This is a genomic window from Candidatus Accumulibacter contiguus (assembly GCF_036625285.1).
Classification (GTDB): Bacteria; Pseudomonadota; Gammaproteobacteria; order Burkholderiales; family Rhodocyclaceae; genus Accumulibacter; species Accumulibacter contiguus.
In genome coordinates this window covers 155013-171575 of the sequence record NZ_JAZKUC010000003.1, presented here as the reverse complement: position 1 = coordinate 171575, position 16563 = coordinate 155013, and the positions used below count along the sequence as shown (strand labels likewise).

13 protein-coding genes are annotated in these 16563 nt (G+C 64.8%); 9 read left to right on the top strand and 4 right to left on the bottom strand.

Annotated features, from left to right (window positions below; genetic code table 11):
* Positions 1-119: 119 nt before the first annotated feature.
* From V5B59_RS25780 to V5B59_RS25765, 4 genes are all read right to left on the bottom strand, one after another.
* Positions 120-3182 (bottom strand): efflux RND transporter permease subunit, encoded by a 3063-nt coding sequence (locus V5B59_RS25780; protein ID WP_169071938.1) that lies wholly within the window; start codon positions 3180-3182, stop codon positions 120-122.
* Positions 3179-4276, bottom strand: coding sequence for an efflux RND transporter periplasmic adaptor subunit (locus V5B59_RS25775; protein ID WP_169071939.1), 1098 nt, complete (start codon positions 4274-4276; stop codon positions 3179-3181). Before V5B59_RS25775 ends, V5B59_RS25780 begins: the two co-directional genes overlap by 4 nt.
* A gap of 48 nt (positions 4277-4324) precedes the next feature.
* Positions 4325-5161 carry a PA4780 family RIO1-like protein kinase gene (locus tag V5B59_RS25770; protein WP_169071940.1) on the bottom strand — a complete coding sequence of 279 codons (837 nt, stop codon included), beginning with the start codon at positions 5159-5161 and terminating at the stop codon, positions 4325-4327.
* Positions 5162-5325: 164 nt separating this feature from the next.
* Positions 5326-5514, bottom strand: coding sequence for a hypothetical protein (locus tag V5B59_RS25765; RefSeq protein WP_169071941.1), 189 nt, complete (start codon positions 5512-5514; stop codon positions 5326-5328).
* Between the two features lie 332 nt (positions 5515-5846).
* On the opposite strand from V5B59_RS25765, the gene V5B59_RS25760 reads away from it, so the two are divergent.
* The 9 genes from V5B59_RS25760 (at position 5847) to V5B59_RS25720 (ending at position 16516) form a co-directional block, all read left to right on the top strand.
* On the top strand, positions 5847-7091 hold the full coding sequence (locus V5B59_RS25760; protein WP_169071942.1) for a cation:proton antiporter: 1245 nt from the start codon (positions 5847-5849) through the stop codon (positions 7089-7091).
* A gap of 127 nt (positions 7092-7218) precedes the next feature.
* Complete coding sequence (locus V5B59_RS25755; protein WP_169071943.1) at positions 7219-9381, top strand: type I restriction-modification system subunit M; 2163 nt, start codon at positions 7219-7221, stop codon at positions 9379-9381.
* 127 nt (positions 9382-9508) lie between these two features.
* Positions 9509-10384: a Fic family protein gene (locus V5B59_RS25750; protein ID WP_248595079.1), complete on the top strand. Its 876-nt coding sequence runs from the start codon at positions 9509-9511 to the stop codon at positions 10382-10384.
* Between the two features lie 97 nt (positions 10385-10481).
* On the top strand, positions 10482-11804 hold the full coding sequence (locus V5B59_RS25745; RefSeq protein WP_169071944.1) for a restriction endonuclease subunit S: 1323 nt from the start codon (positions 10482-10484) through the stop codon (positions 11802-11804).
* Positions 11791-12789 carry an AAA family ATPase gene (locus tag V5B59_RS25740; RefSeq protein WP_169071945.1) on the top strand — a complete coding sequence of 333 codons (999 nt, stop codon included), beginning with the start codon at positions 11791-11793 and terminating at the stop codon, positions 12787-12789. Before V5B59_RS25745 ends, V5B59_RS25740 begins: the two co-directional genes overlap by 14 nt.
* Entirely contained in the window at positions 12782-15388 is a 2607-nt protein-coding gene (locus tag V5B59_RS25735; protein ID WP_169071946.1) for a S8 family peptidase, read from the top strand. Before V5B59_RS25740 ends, V5B59_RS25735 begins: the two co-directional genes overlap by 8 nt.
* Entirely contained in the window at positions 15385-15762 is a 378-nt protein-coding gene (locus V5B59_RS25730) for a hypothetical protein (RefSeq protein WP_169071937.1), read from the top strand. Before V5B59_RS25735 ends, V5B59_RS25730 begins: the two co-directional genes overlap by 4 nt.
* Positions 15759-16334 carry an AAA family ATPase gene (locus V5B59_RS25725; protein ID WP_169071947.1) on the top strand — a complete coding sequence of 192 codons (576 nt, stop codon included), beginning with the start codon at positions 15759-15761 and terminating at the stop codon, positions 16332-16334. The genes V5B59_RS25730 and V5B59_RS25725 overlap by 4 nt, the downstream gene beginning before the upstream one ends.
* Positions 16331-16516: a hypothetical protein gene (locus V5B59_RS25720; protein ID WP_034909302.1), complete on the top strand. Its 186-nt coding sequence runs from the start codon at positions 16331-16333 to the stop codon at positions 16514-16516. The genes V5B59_RS25725 and V5B59_RS25720 overlap by 4 nt, the downstream gene beginning before the upstream one ends.
* The last annotated feature ends 47 nt before the right edge of the window (positions 16517-16563 follow it).

Sequence of the window (16563 nt, the reverse complement as noted above, 5' to 3'; positions counted from 1 at the left end):
CGCAATGCCCTCTGGCGGCGGCCGCGCCGTAACGAGAACCAACCATGAACCGCGAGGGGTGCATCTGCTCCTGACAACCAACGCACCGCTTGCAAATAGGCCGGCGAACGGGTGGTCGCTCATGCGCGCGGCTTCGGCAGGTGCTGGTGGATCCAGACGATGGCGTCGTCCACGAAGGTGAAGACGACCGGGATGACCAGCAGGCTGAGGAAGGTCGAGGTGATCAGGCCGCCGATGACGACGATGGCCATCGGCGCGCGGAAGCTCGGGTCGGTGCCGATCCCGATGGCGATCGGCAGCATGCCGGCACCCATCGCAATGGTGGTCATGACGATTGGCCGCGCCCGCTTGCGGCACGCGTCGAGCAGGGCGTTCCAGCGGTCGAGGCCGTGCTCGCGGCGGGCGAGGATGACGTAGTCGACGAGCAGGATCGAGTTCTTGGTGGCGATGCCCATCAGCATGATGAGGCCGATCATCGACGACATCGAGATCGCCTTGCCGGTCACGAACAGCGCGAGGAAGGCGCCGGGCACCGAGAGGACGAGGGCGGCGAGGATGGTCACCGGCTGCACGAAATCCTTGAACAGCAGGACCAGCACGATGTAGATGCAGAGCACGCCGGTCGCCATGGCCAGGCCGAAGCTCTGGAACAGCTCGGCCATCGACTCGGCGTCGCCGATGGTGGTCTGCAGCACGCCCGGCGGCAGGTTCTTCAGGCTGGGCAGGGCCATCGCCCGCTGCTCGATCTCGCCGAGCGGCTGGCCGTTCAGCTCGATCTCGAAATTGACGTTGCGCAGGCGGTCGTAGCGGTCGATCTCGGCCGGCCCGCCGGCGATGGCCAGCGTGGCGACGTTGCCGATGGCCACCGGCCCGTTCCTGCCGGGCACCGTCATGCGTTCGAGCAGGGCGAGGTCGCGGCGGGCGCCGGGCGGCAGCTTGACGACGATGGGCACCTGGCGCTGGGCGAGGTTGAGCTTGGCCAGGTCCTGGTCGTAGTCGCCGGCGGTGGCGATGCGCAGCGTGTCGGCGATCGCCTCGGAGGTGACGCCGAGGTCGGCCATGCGCGCGAAGTCGGGGCGGATGACCAGTTCGGGGCGGACCAGACTGGCCGTCGTCGTCACCGCGCCAATGCCGGGCAGGGTGCGCAGCGCGCGTTCGACGACGCGGGCGTGCTCGGTGAGCACTGGACCGTTCTCGCTGGCCAGCACGAGGATGTACTTCTCCCCACTCGAGCCGCCGAAGCCGACCTTGAGCTGGGCACCGGGGATGACGGCGAGCGCCTCGCGCAACTGGCGCTCGACGTCCTGCTTGGTGGTGCCCGAGCGCTCGCCGCGCGGGGTCAGGTTCAGCGTCAGCGTCGCCTTGCGCACCTCGGCGGCACCGCGCGGCATGAACGGGTCGCTGCCCGAAGCGCCGCCGCCGATGGCCGTGTAAACCATCTTCACCTGCGGGTTGGCATTGACGATGGCGCGCGCCCGCTCGGCCGCGGCAACCGTCTCGGCGAGTGTCGCGCCGGGCGGCAGGGTCACGTGCACCTGCGTCTGCGAGAGGTCGTCGGCCGGCAGAAAGCCGGTCGGCAGCAGCGGCACCAGCGCGAAGGAACCGAAGAAGAAGACGGCCGTGGCGGACAGCGTCGCCAGCCGGTGCCTGAGGCACCAAGCCGCCCAGCCCTCGTAGCGCACCAGCCAGGCGGGTGGTGGCTTATCGGCGACCGGCTCGAGCAGGTAGGCGGCCATCATCGGCGTCAGCAGGCGGGCGACGACCAGCGAGAAGAACACCGCGATTGCCGCGGTCCACCCGAACTGGACGAAGAATTTGCCGGCCACGCCGCTCATGAAGGCGGTCGGCAGGAAGACTGCGATCAGGGTGAAGGTGGTGGCGATGACCGCGAGGCCGATCTCGTCGGCCGCCTCCATCGCGGCCTGGAACGGCGTCTTGCCCATGCGCAGGTGGCGCAAGATGTTCTCGATCTCGACGATGGCGTCGTCGACCAGGATGCCGACCACCAGCGACAGCGACAGCGCCGTCACCACGTTGAAGGTGAAGCCCATCAGGTACATCACCGCGAAGGTCGGGATCGCCGACAGCGGCAGCGCCGTGGCCGATACGAGGGTCGCCCGCCAGTCGCGCAGGAAGAACCAGACGACGATGACGGCGAGGATGGCGCCCTCGATCAGCAGCACCATCGACCCCTCGTAGTTCTCGATCACCGGGTCGACGAAGTTGAAGGCCTCGGCAAGCGTGATGTCCGAGTGCTCGGCCTTCAGCTTTTCGAGCGCCCTGCGCACCCCCTCCGCCACCTCGACCTCGCCGGCGCCGCGGCTGCGCGTGATCTCGAAGCCGACCACCGGCCGGCCGTCGAGCAGCGCCGCCGCGCGCGGCTCGCCGACCGTGTCGGACACTGTCGCCACCTGGTCGAGGCGGATGCGGCGTCCGTCGGAAAGCACTATATCCAGCGCCGCCAGCTCCTCAGCCGATTGCACGGTGGCGATGGTGCGCACCGACTGCTCGATGCCGCCGATGTCGGCGCGCCCGCCCGAGGCTTCCTGCTGGATGCGGCGCAACTGGCGCGAGATGTCGGCGGCGGTGGCGTTGAGCGCCAGCAGGCGGGCCGGGTCGAGCTCGACGCGGACTTCGCGCGTCACACCACCGACGCGGGCGACCGCGCCGACCCCGCGCACGGCGAGCATGGCCTTGGCGACGATGTTGTCCACAAACCAGGAGAGCGCCTCGCCGTCCATGCGCTGCGAGGCCACCGTATAGGTCAGGATTGGTGCCCCGGCGACACTGATGCGGCCGATCACCGGGTCACGCAGGTCGCCGGGCAGGTCGGAGCGGATGCGCGAGACCGCATCGCGCACGTCGTCGACCGCTTCCTGCACCGGTTTCTCGAGGCGGAACTCGACGGTCACCGTCGCCGTGCCGTCCTGGACCTTGGTATAGATGTGCTTGATGCCCTGCACGGTGGCGACCGAGTTCTCGATCTTGCGTGCGACCTCGGTCTCCATCTGCGCCGGCGCGGCTCCAGGCAGGGTGGCAGTGACGGTCACCGTCGGCAGGTCGATGTCCATGAACTGCTGGATCTTCATCGCCCGGAAGGCGAGGATGCCGGCCAGCGTGAGCAGGATGAAGAGGAGGATCGCCGGAATCGGGTTCCGGATCGACCAGGCCGAAACGTTCATCTCGTGGCGGTCGCGACGACGCGCACCGGGTCGCCGTCGGCGAGGAAGCCGCCGCCGGTCGCCACCACACGTGCCTGCGGGTCGAGGCCGGAAACGATCTCGATGCGCTCGCCGAGGCGTCGCCCGGTCGCTACCTTGGCCTGGGCGACGCGCGCCTGTTCGCCGTCGCCCTCTAGGCGGAAGACATAGGCAAAGCCGTCGCGCAGGACGACCGCCGACTGCGGCAGGGTCAGGGCCGGAGCGCGGCCAAGCTCGAATTCGCCGCGCGCGAACATGCCGGCACGCACGGCTGCGGCCGACGCCGGAATATCGACGAAAACCAGTCCGTTGCGCGTCTGCGGGTCGACGCTCGGTGCGACGCGGCGCACGCTGCCGCGCACCGCCGCGCCATCCGGCCCGGTCAGCGTCGCCGCCCCGCCCTGCGCCACGCGGGCGAGGTCGGCGGCCGGCACTTCGGCGCGCCATTCCAGGCGCCCGCCGCGGATCAGGCGGAACAGTTCCAGCCCGGTTTGGGTCAGCGAGCCGACCGTCGCCTCGCGTGCCGAGATCACGCCGTCGTCAGGGGCCAGCACGCGCGTCTTGCCCAGCTTCAGCTCGGCCGCCTGCTGGCGGGCGCGGGCAGCGGCAAGCCGCGAACTGGCCGTGTGCTCGGCGGTCTGGTACTGCGTTTGCAACTGGGCGCTGTAGAAGCCCTTCGCGCGCAGTTCCCTCGCACGCACGGCGTTGGCCCTGGCCTCGGAAGCGCTCGCCGCCAGTTCGGCGACGGCGGCGCGCGCCTCGGCCACTTCGCTGGCCACCGTGTCGTCGGCAATGCGGGCGAGCACCTGGCCTTTCTTAACCACGTCGCCGACGTCAGCCTCGACGGCGGTGATGCGGTAGTTGGCGATCTCGGCACCGATCACCGCTTCCTGCCAGGCGACGACGTTGCCGTTGGCGGCCAGCGTGCGCGGCCAGTCTTCGTTCTGCGGGGCGACGGCAGTCACCGTCAGCGCCGGCTTGCCGGCCGGCGCTGCGGCCTTGGGCGCGGGTGCCTCGCCGCAGGCGGCGAGGGCGAGTGCGAGTGCGGGGAGGAGAGAGGCAGCTGACTTCAGCATCTTGATATTGTTGACCGAAGAGTCAGATCAGTGGCGAAGGTATGTGGGCTATTCGCACATGCGCCGGATTGCATTCTCCTCGATGGCCAGCTTGACCTGGAGGAGAACGGCGTCGACGTCGGCCAGCCCCTCGTCGAGCACGACTTGACCGGTCAGGGCCAGTTCCGGCGACAGCAGGCCGCTTTCGTAATGCGCCCAGATTTCCTTGCCGTACTGGCTATCCTTGAGGGTCGGCGCGAAGGCGCTGAAGTAGGTGCGCAGATTGAGCACGTCACGCTCGAACATTTCGGCGGCGTCGCTGTTGCCCGCCGCGTCGACGGCTTGCGGCAGGTCGATGATGACCGGCCCGCCTTCGCCGACGAGGATGTTGTATTCCGAGAGGTCGCCGTGGATGACGCCGGCGCACAGCATGCGCACCACCTGATTCATGAGCAGGGCGTGATACGCCAGCGCCAGTTCCTCGCTGAGTTCGACATCGTTCAGGCGTGGCGCCGCGTGGCCGTCGGCATCGAGAACCAGATCCATCAGCAACACGCCGGCGAAGCAGAGATGCGGCTGCGGCACCCGCACCCCGGCGGCGGCCAGCCGATACAGGGCATCAACCTCGGCACTCTGCCAGACCTCTTCCTGCATCCGGCGCCCATAGCGGCTGCCTTTCTCCATGGCGCGCGCCTGCCGGCTGTTCTTGACCTTGCGGCCTTCCTGGTAGGGAGCGTTCTTGCGGAAGCTGCGTTGATTGGCATCCTTGTACACCTTGGCGCAGCGAATCGCTTCGCCGCAGCGAACGACATAGACGGTGGCCTCCTTGCCGCTCATCAATTGGCCAATCACCTCATCGACGAGGCCTTCTTCGACAAGTGCGGTGAGTCTTTGCGGGGTTTTCATGGTGGCCTTGGGTCGGGTTGGGTTGGCTGGGTGCTTCGTCACGCGCCGCGAGGCGGTGGACAGCGTGTAGGTCGTCTAGCGTAGCGCAAGCCGCGGCTTGGCGCGCAAACTATCGCGATCGGAGGAGATCGACTTGCCCGACGGCGGCGGGCGATCGAGTTCATTCAGCAGAAGGCCGTGCTCATCGTCCGGGAGAATCTCGAAGGCACGCTGCTCGATTTCAGCCGGCTCACGCCGGAAATCTGGCGGAAATCCGGGAGCCGCTCCGCCAAGGGTTGCAGAGTATAGCCCTCGTTCGCCAGGAATGCGAAAAACTCGTCGTCCACATCCAGGACGAAGGGCGCAAAGGGCATGAATTAAGCCGAGTCGCTCGCCGGCAGCCAACAAGTCCTCGCCGGTGTAGGGTCACCCGTAGTAGAGGTGGGTGAGGCGATCGCGGGTCAAGCGCGGTAGGCCCTGGCTGGCGATCCAGTAATCGATGCAGGCACCGACCGGCAAACCCTCGTCTCCCCTCGCCAGGAAAATGAATATACTTCACGCAGTACATTTTTCGGTTTTTGAAGCTGGCGCTCCGCGTCAATGGGCGCAAGGTCTCGAACGGCTGGGCGAATCTCGGCCAGGAAACTCGGCGGCTGAACGACCGGTCGCCCTGAGCCCGTGCCCGGCGCGATGAATCGATGACTCGATGAATACGACGGAAATCTTCCTGATCGCCATGGCGATCATTTTCACGCTGCCCTGGCTGATCTGGCGGGTTGGCCGGACCGATTACCACGCGCCGCTGGTCGTCGTCCAGATCGTCACCGGCATCCTGCTCGGGCCGGGAGTCCTGGGCCGCTTCTGGCCCGACGCTTACGCCTTCGTCTTCAACCCGGCGGTGGTGCAGTCGCTGAACGGTATCGCCTGGTGGGCAGTGATGTTGTTCGTGATGATCGCCGGCGTCGAACTCGACCTCAGACAGGCCTGGGTGCATCGTCGCGAGAGCAGCATCACCGCCGGACTGGCGCTCGGCACGCCGCTCGCCTTCGGCTGCCTGACCGCCGGTCTGATGCTGCTGCACGATGGCTGGATCGGGCCGCGGGCGATGGCCTGGCAGTTCGTCGTCGGCATCGGCATGGCGTGCGCGGTGACGGCGCTGCCGATCCTGATCCTGCTGATGGAAAAGCTCGCCATCCTGCGCCAGCCAATCGGCCAGCGCATCCTGCGCTACGCCAGTCTCGACGACATCGCCATCTGGGGGGTACTGGCGCTGATCCTGATGGACTGGGTCCGGGTGGGCAGACAGCTCGGTTTCCTGGTCGCCTTCGCGCTGCTCGGCTACGCCTTCCGGGCGCTGATGCGGCGGCTGGCGGAACGCGACCGCTGGTATGTGGCGCTGATCTGGCTGACCGTCTGCGCCTTCGGCGCCGACTGGTCGGGACTGCACTTCATGCTCGGCGCCTTCCTGGCGGGAGCGATCATGGACACCGAGTGGTTCGATCAGGAGCGGATGGACCGGTTGCGCCAGCATGTGCTGCTGGTCGTCATGCCGGTCTTCTTCCTGAGCACCGGCCTGCGCACCAACTGGACGCTGGGCGGTGAAGCCGTGTTCGTCGCCGCCGGCATCCTGCTCGTCGCCTCGGTCGGCGGCAAACTGCTCGGAGCGCACATCGCTGGCCGCCTGCTCAACTGGGCGCCGGGCGAGGCGAGCATCATCGGCTGGCTGCTGCAGACCAAGGCACTGATCATGATCATCTTCGCCAACATCCTGCTCGACAAGCAGGTCATCAGCAGCGAAGCCTTCACCGCCCTGCTGCTGATGGCGGTCGCCAGCACCATGCTCACCGTACCCGTCGTGGCGCCGAAACTGCAGCGGCTGCGGGAGATCGTTTTGCGGAGTCATTCAGAAAGAACAAGCGCTACGTCTCCCGCACCCAAAAACATCCCTTGAAATGCTACCCTTGGCTTGATCTTGTCAGGCAGTGCTCATGCATACCGGAAAGTCAAATGGTTATGATCATCACGGGCACAAAAAATCGGGCAATGCCAATTGACTCCTCACATCTCAGAATCAAGACATGAGCGCCACCGCTAATTTTCAACAACTTGCCAATTTCATCTGGTCTGTCGCCGATCTGCTGCGCGGTCCCTACCGCCCACCGCAATACGAGCGCGTGATGCTGCCGCTGACGGTGCTGCGCCGCTTCGACGCCGTACTGGCGCCCAGCAAGGCGGCCGTGCTCAAGCGCCATGCCGAACTGAGCAGCAAAGGCATCCCCAATATCGACGCCATCCTCAACAACCTGGCGAAGGATGAAGACGGCACCCCGCTGGGCTTCCACAACCACAGCCAGCTCGACTTCCCCAAGCTCAAGGGCGACCCGGACAACATCGGTCGCCATCTGGCTAATTACATCAACGGCTTTTCCGAGAACATCCGCAAGATCTTCGAACGCTTCGAGTTCGAAAAGGAAATCGAAAAGCTCGAAGAATCCAACCGTCTGTATCAAGTGGTCGCCCAGTTCGCCGAGATCGACCTGCATCCGCGCAAGGTCGACAACATCACCATGGGTCTGGTGTTCGAAGACCTGATCCGGCGCTTCAACGAAGCCGCCAACGAAACGGCCGGCGACCACTTCACCCCGCGTGAAGTGATCCAGCTCATGGTCAACCTGCTGCTGGAGCCCGACACCAGTGTGCTCACCCAGGCCGGCGTCATCGTCACCATCTGCGATCCGGCTTGCGGCACGGGCGGCATGCTGGCGGAGGCGCAGAACTGGATTCGCGCCCACAACGAACAGGCCACGGTCAAGGTCTTCGGGCAGGACTACAACCCGCGCTCCTATGCCGTGGCTGCCTCCGACCTCTTGATCAAGGGCCATAAAGACGGCCAGGTGGTGCTGGGCAACACCCTCACCGACGACCCGTTTCCGGAGCACCGCTTCGACTACCTGCTGGCCAACCCGCCCTTCGGTGTGGACTGGAAGGCGGAAAGGAAGGTCATCGACCGCTGGCCCAACTTCCGCGGCTACAGCGGCAAGCTGCCGCGCATCAACGACGGCGCCCTGCTGTTCCTGCTTTACATGATGAGCAAGTTCCAGGACTACAAATCCGGCGACCGCGACAAGCCCGGCTCGCGTGCTGCAATCGTCTTCAACGGCTCGCCCCTGTTTACCGGCAGCGCCGGCAGCGGCGAGAGCGAGATCCGCCGCTGGATCATTGAGCATGACCAGCTTGAAGCCATCGTCGCCCTGCCCGAGCAGATGTTCTACAACACGGGTATCGGCACCTTCATCTGGGTGGTCACCAACCGCAAGGCCGACCACCGCAAGGGCAGGATCCAGCTCATCGACGCCCGTGAGCGCTACACAGCAATGAAGCGCAGCCTGGGCGACAAGCGACGCTACCTCGACCAGGCCGCGCTCGACGCCGTTACCCGCGAACACGGCGCTTTTGCGAACAGCAAGACCAGCCGCATATTCGACAACACCGACTTCGGCTATCGCCGCATCAGCGTGCTGCGCCCGCTGCGCCTGCGCTTCCAGATCACCGACGAGGCCCGCGAGCGCTTCCTCAACACCTGCCCCGAGCTGTTCGACGCCCTGCAGGCCGTGCAGGACGCGCTCGGCAACGAACCGATGCTGGACTGGAACCAGGCCTGGGACGCTATTCAGCAGGTGTTCAAGACGCTGCCCGACGACGTCGAGGGTTGGGCAAAGGGCGCAAAGAGCACGGTGCAGAAGAAGATCTTCCGCGACTGCTTCACCACGGTGGACCCCGAAGCCGCGCCGGTGATCGCCAAGCACCACAAGATCGAGCCGCTGGACCGCGCCGCTCTGTTCCCCGGCCAGATCCTGCCCGCCGACATCACCAAGGATGAGATCTATACCCTGTTGGGCCTTCATAAGATTCCCTCTCCCCGCGCGCGAGGGGCTGGGGGTGACGGCGTTTACATCGAGTACGAACCCGACCCGGCGCTGAAGGATACCGAGAGCATCCCGCTGAAAGAGGACATCGTCAGCTATGTGCTGCGCGAGGTGCGCCCCTACGTGGCCGATGCCTGGATCGACCGCGAAACATTGGATGAGCAGGACGGCGGCATTGGCAAGGTGGGCTACGAAATCAACTTCAACCGCGTGTTCTTCCAGTACCAGCCGCCGCGCCCGTTGCACGAGATCGATGCCGAACTGGCTGCAGTGGAAAAGCGCATCCTCTGCCTGCTCAGCGAGGTAACGCAGTGACCGCGCAGGAACTGCTCGAACGTCTCAACCTGCTGGACGAAAACGAGCGCATCGAGGCCAAGCGCGCCGACGAGATCAGCAAATCGCTGCTTGAAATGATGAAGATCTGCTGCAGGCGCTCGGCTGCGTGCGGCTCAACGAGCACGGGAAATGGCAGCCCACCGTTGCCGGGCTGGTCCTGTTCGGCAAGCCGGTCGCCTTGCGCCGCATCTTCCCGATGACGCGGGTCGACTACATCCGCGTTCCCGGCCGCGAGTGGGTGCCCGACCCCGAGCGGCGCTTCGACAGCCTGGAACTGCGCGACCCCTTGTTCCGGCTCATCCGCCGCGTGCAGGCGGCCATCCTCGACGACCTGCCCAAGGCGTTCGGCCTCGCCGAAGGCGACCTGCAGCGCAAGGACAGCCCCATCGTGCCGCAACGCGTGATCCGCGAAGTCGGCGCCATCGACAACGCCAGCTGGCGCGACATCAACAAGGTGGACACCCTGACCGCCAGCCAGTCGCTGAAAAAGTTGCGCGACGCCGGTCTGCTCCGGCAAAAGGGTCGTGGCTCGGCCACCTGGTACCAGCCCACCGGCAAGATGCTGGGAGACGATGACGGCCTGTCCAGTAACCCCGACGGCTTATCTAGCAAGCTCGACGGCTTATCTAGTAACCCCGGCGCCTTATCTAGTAACCCCCAGGGCTTGTCCAGTAACCCCGACCCATTGGCCGACCCTGCGCGGCGTGCCTTGCTCAACGAGTTGCCTGGCGAATTGGCAGCCCAGGTGGGCGCCATCGGCCAGCGCCGCCCGCCCGAGGAAATGCGCGAGCTGGTCGTCGCACTCTGTCAGCACCGGGACTGCCATGCCGAAGAACTGGCCTTGCTGCTGGCCCGCAACGTCGAAACCGTCCGGCAGAATTATCTGCGCCCGTTGTTGCGTGCCGGTCGCATCTGCATGACCCGGCCCGACGTGCCCAATGACCCGGAACAGGCGTATCGCGTTGTGGAGGAGCGGCCATGATGCGATCGGACACTGCGGCAATGCCGCCGGTCAATCGGCGCGAGAGTGATGCCGAACGGGCCGGCGCAGAGGAGTTGTTTCGGGAGGTTACGGAGTGATGCCCACCATACCTGTCGGATCCGAAGCACGGCGACTTCGCTTCCTATTCGATACCAAGTCGGGCGCCACGCCTTCAAGTGGGGTGGAAGAGTACTGGGATGGAAATGTCAACTGGGTAACGCCGGAAGACCTCGGAAAACTCTCGGATCGCTATGTTCGCAATACTCGTCGGCAAATCAGCGAAGAGGGCTACAACAACTGTGGTGTCAGCCTCGCGCCGCCGGGCTCAATTGTCCTTTCAAAGCGCGCCCCGATTGGACAGACCGCGATCCTTGGTGCAGCATCTACCTGCAATCAGGGTTGCTTCCTGTTAGCCAAGAAAAATGGCGTAGATGAGCGCTTCTACTTCTACAGTCTGATTCACCTACGGCCCGCTCTGGAAGCATTGGGGCGCGGATCCACCTTTATGGAGCTTTCAGCCGACGATCTTCGTTCGATCTTGTTGCCCTTCCCGAATGAGGAGCGGCAGCGCCTGATCGCCAACTATCTCGACCACGAAACAGCCCGCATCGACCGGCTGATTGCCGAGAAGCAACGCATGCTGGCGCTGCTGGAAGAAAAACGCGCCGCCCTCATCAGCCGCGTCGTCACCCGTGGCCTCGACCCCAATGCCCTGCTCAAACCCTCCGGCCAGGAATGGCTGGGCGAGATTCCGGCGCATTGGGAGATTCTCCGTATCAAGTTCATTACTGCTGCGTTGGATCAAGGCACTTCACCGATCGCTGCCAACACGCCAGCGGGTGCAGGCGAGCTCGGTGTCTTGAAGTTAAGTGCAGTTTCGAAAGGTCGATTCAAGCGAGAAGAGAATAAGGCACTTCGTGAAGCGGGTGAGAATGAACAGGCTTTCGCACTCCGCAAAGGTGATGTACTCATAACTCGCGGCAATACGCCGGAACTCGTGGCTGATGTCGCATGTGTCCCAGGCGATGAGCCAAACCTGTTACTCCCTGACCTCATCTACAGGCTTCGTGTTCAAGAAGGGAGAATTATCCCCGAGTATCTGACCTATCTCCTAACTACAGCGGCCGCTCGCGTTCAGATTCGTCGTGACGCAAGAGGCTCGAGTGGTTCGATGGTCAAGGTTTCTCAAGTCCACGTCTTGGATTGGCTGACGCCATTGCCCCCGATCTCCGAGCAGACTGAGATAGTGGATTATCTTCAGCTCGCAGTAGAGCGGTTTCAGTCAATGATGCGGGAAGTCTCTTCTTCTTTGTCTCTGCTATCGGAACGCCGCGCCGCGCTAATCACCGCCACCGTCACTGGCCAAATCGACGTGGAAGGCACGAATATGAATGAGAGAGGGCACCATGGCACGCGCTGATCTGCTTATAGAAATAGTGAGGGCGGGTGCCGAAGGCGATCAGGAGCTCTTCCGCAAGGCCCTGGAAGCCCTAATCACGGAGGAGCGCTCGAAGCAGCACAACATCCTTGCCGACCGCCTTGCGGAGCACCTTGACCTCAACGGAAAGCCGGTTCGTCCCGCGCGCGCGACTGTTGCCGTTCCGAACGGCGAGACGAGGCTCTATCACGAGGTTCGGCCCCGGCGGGGGTTTGTCGACTTGTTGCTGCCAGCGCTCGTTCAACAGGCGTGCTTAGAGCTTGTGGAGGAGCACAATCGTGTGGACCTACTGCGAGCACACAACCTCGAACCGCGCAACCGCGTCCTCCTCGTGGGCCCTCCGGGCAACGGAAAGACGTCGCTTGCGGAGGCACTCGCGCAGGAGCTCGGTAGTCCGATGCTCGTGGTGCGTTACGAGAGCATCATTGGCAGCTACCTCGGCGAGACCGCAGTGCGGCTTGCGAAGCTCTTTGCTCAGGCGAGGACGCAGCGCTGTGTGCTCTTCTTCGATGAGTTCGACGTCATTGGCAAGGAGCGCGGAGATGTGCACGAGACCGGTGAGATCAAGCGCGTTGTCAGCTCGCTCCTACTCCAGATCGATCAACTCCCGTCGCATGTCGTTGTTGTTACAGCGACGAACCATAGCGAGCTCCTAGATCGCGCTGTGTGGCGCCGTTTTCAGCTCCGTCTCGACTTGCCTGCGCCGGGCAGGGGGCAGCGTGCGGCGTGGCTACAGATGTTCGAGAACCGAAGCGGACTTCCGCTCGGCTATTCGCATGATCATCTCGCCAGAAGACTCGATGGGCTGAGTTTCGCTGAGCTCGAGCAGTTTGCGCAGGACGTGCAACGCCGTTACGTACTGACAATGCCCGGTGCGGATGTACGAGGCATCGTCGCTGACCGACTGAAGCAGTGGGTGAACCGCGCTGTTGAAATGCCTGCGTCAACGGAGGAAGACGATGGCTGAGCGGCCACTTCTCATCTTGCCTGAGCCGACCACTGCCGCACGCGCGAAGAAGGGCAGTGGGGGTGGGGACCCAGCCCCTCTGGCACAGGCCCGACAGCAGCAGCGTCTGGGGCCGCGCCTTGATGAGCTCGAAGCGGCCTTCGAGGCGAAGCGGCTGACCATGCAGACGACTGCCGCGGGGCTCGTGCCCGAGGACGTTCTCGTGCTCGAGACCGCGGGAACATTGGATGACTTCTTGAACGCTGCCTCGAGGATCGAGGGGCTGGAGTTCCTTGCTGAGTACGACGTGGACGACATCCCACCCGACGACGACTTCTTCGTTGAGAAGAAGGGGGCGCACGAACAGTACCGCGGACGCGTTTACTTGATGTTCGCCAACCAGCATGCGTTCCGCCAGCTTCTCAACCTCTGGAGCACTTGGCAGCGCGGCGAAGACTTCCAGCGAGGTCTCACGAAGTGGCGCGATGTGTTCGCCCTGCTGCGCGACATCCGTCCCTGGTCCGTGCGCGACCGACTTGAAGAGACTGGTGTGCTCGAGGATTGGCGCGACCGTCTGGAGTGGGAGCGCGAGAAGCTCCCTTGCGAGATCGAGCTGTGGTTTCGTTCTGATGGGCAGCAACGTGCCGCTGCCGTTTCCCACGTACGCGCGAGGGTTCAGGAACTCGGGGGTGAGGTGGCATCGGAGGCCGTGATTGCCGATATCCACTATCACACGCTCGCGGTTCGCCTTCCGATCACAGCTGTCCAAGACCTGCTTGATGCAGATCGTCGAGGTGAAGTTGCGCTCGTGCAGGCAGAGCAGATCCAGTTCTTTCGGGCGTCTGGCCAGATGGCCGGGCGTATCACGGTCGACCAGGTGTCACAGCTCGCACATCTTCCCGACGGGCCGCCTCCTAATCCCCAGACACAGCCGGTCGTTGCCCTACTGGACGGATTGCCGCTGCAGTCTCATCGGGCCCTCGCAGGCCGGCTCTCGGTCGACGACCCCGATGACTTCGGCGCCGACTACGAGGCGCGGTTCCGTCTTCACGGCACCGCCATGGCGTCGCTCATTATATGGGGCGATCTGCACTCGCCCGGTGAGCCGATCCCGCAACCGCTATACGTCCGTCCAATCATGCAGCCGTTCTCGCAACCAGGGCGGGACGACCTTCCGCCAGAGGAGCGCGTGCGGGAGGGGCTGCTGATCGTCGACCTCATTCATCGAGCCGTGCGCCGGATGTTCGAGGGCGATGGCGGCGAGCCTGCGACGGCGCCGGACGTGGCGGTGATCAACCTGTCCATCGGGATCGCAGACCGCCCCTTCGACGGGACAATGAGCCCGCTGGCCCGGTTGCTGGACTGGCTGTCGTGGAAGTACAGCGTGCTCTTTCTGGTGAGTGCTGGGAATCACGGCAGGCCCATCGCGTTGGGACGCCCGTGGTCGGAGCTCGCCGCCGTGCCCACCGATGAGCTGCATGATCTCGTCGTGAAGGCCGTCGCAGCGGACACGCGCCACCGACGCCTGCTATCCCCCGCCGAGGGGATGAACGCGCTCACGGTTGGCGCGGTTCATGAGGACGGCGACTCGACCACGCTCCGGCCGAACTGGATTGACCCGGCCAAGCTAGGGTTCCCAAGTCCCGTCAACGCGCAGGGCCAAGGCTATAAGCGCTCGGTCAAGCCGGACGTCCTTGCGCCCGGAGGACGAGCCGCGCTCGTGAAGCCACTGCTGAACACAAGCACGGAGTTGACGCTGCCCGGCGTCGCCTACGGTCCGGGCCAGCTCGTCGCCACGCCAGGCCCGACAGCGGGCGACGTGAGCGCGACGGTGCCCAATCGCGGGACGAGCAATGCGACGGCGCTCATGTCACGGGGAGCGGCGCTCCTCGTGCCGGTGTTGGCTGAGCTCCGGGAGACGGATGGCGGACAGGCTCTCGACCAGGTTGCCTACGCCGTGTGGCTGAAGGCGCTCCTCGTGCATGGAGCCCGCTGGGGCGAAGCCGGCGACGCCTATCAGGCGCTCTTCAGGACCCCGGCCAACGGCAACAAGCTCGCCGAGTACCTCACGCGCCTGTTGGGCTTCGGGCGTGTTGACCTCGATGCGGTGCGCGAGTGCACCAAGGCGCGGGTCACAGCACTCGCCGGCGGAACACTCGCCGCAGAGGCCGGAGCAGAGCATCGGTTCCCTCTCCCACCGTCACTCAGCGGCAAGCGTGGATGGCGTCGACTCGTTGTCACCCTCGCGTGGATGACGCCCATCCACCCGCTCAACCACCGGTGGCGGCGCGCACACCTCTGGTTCGCGTCTCCCCAGTCGAAGCTGTCGGTCGGGAGCAACAAACACCTCGAGCGACGGGGTGCGGATTGGCAGGCCGTCCAGCGAGGCACCGTCCAGCACGAGGTCTTCGAGGGCGAGAAGGCCGCCGCATTCGTGGACGGAGACGAAGTGGTCGTCCACGTGAGCTGCCGCGAGGACGCCAAGGTGCTCTCGGGTGCAGTACCTTACGCCTTGGCAGTGACTCTCGAAGTCGACACAGCGATCGGTATTGACATCTACACGGAAGTGCGAGAGCGAGTTCTCAGCAAGGTTCGCGTTGCGGCAGGAAGCGGCGGATGAAGCAACTCTCCAACGGCTCCTTTGAAACCGCCATCAAGGCGGTATTGCTCGGCGACGGATACACGCGGATCGAGGCACGGGGCTTCGACTGCGAGCGGGCAATCTTCCCGGACGAGGCCTTGGCATTCATCCGCACGATGCAGCCCGAGGCGTGGAAGAAACTGGAATCGCTGCACGGCAAGCAAACCTGCGCGCGAGTTCTGGAATCGCTGTGCAAGTGGCTGGTTGTTCATGGCACGCTGACCACGCCACGTCACGGCTTCAAGGGTTTCGGCAAGACGACGCGGTTTGCTGGTGCTCGCAAGGAACGCCGCGCCGCGCTGATCACCGCCGCCGTCACCGGCCAGATCCCGCTGGAGGAAGTGACCGGATGACCCGCACCTGCTGGATCATCGCTGGCCCCAACGGCGCGGGCAAGACCACCTTTGCGCTGGAGTACCTGCCCACGGTGGTGGGCTGCTTCCACTTCATCAACGCCGACCTGATCGCCGCCGGGCTTGCGCCGCTCGCCCCGGAGCGGGAGTTGCTGGCCGCCAGCCGCATCTTCCGGCGGGAGCTGGAAACCCGGATCGTGGCCGGTGAAAGCTTCGCGCTCGAAACCACCCTGGCTGGACGCACCTATCTGCGCATGGTCGACCGGCTGCGCCGCGACGGCTGGCGGGTGGACCTGATCTATCTGGCGCTGCCCAGCGCCGAGATGTCAAAGCTGCGCGTCGCCGAGCGGGTGGCCCACGGTGGGCACGCCATCCCGGAGGCGGATATCGAGCGGCGCTTCCCGCGCAGCCTGCGCCACCTGCTGGACGACTTCAGTCAGCGCGTCGACCGCTGCGTCTGCTTGATGAACGATGGTGAAAATCCGGAGCTCGTCTTCGAACAGTGCGGAGACCAGCGCGACATCCTGCGCGCTGACCACTATCAGTTATTGCTTGAGAAGGCCGAACGATGAACGCCAAGCGAATCACGACCCCGTCCCCGGAGGGTCAGAAGCAACTGGACGCACTCCGGAAGTCCGTCGCGAATGTTCTGGAGAAGAAGCGGCGTCTGGGTCAGTACGCCGTCACCTGGGAGAACGGCAAGCCGGTGGTGCGGGGTGAAGATGCGCCCGTCGCGCCGGCAGGGGCGCGCTGACTGCGGTGCTGCCTTGACCCTTCTGGACCCCCACAGCCCACGGAACC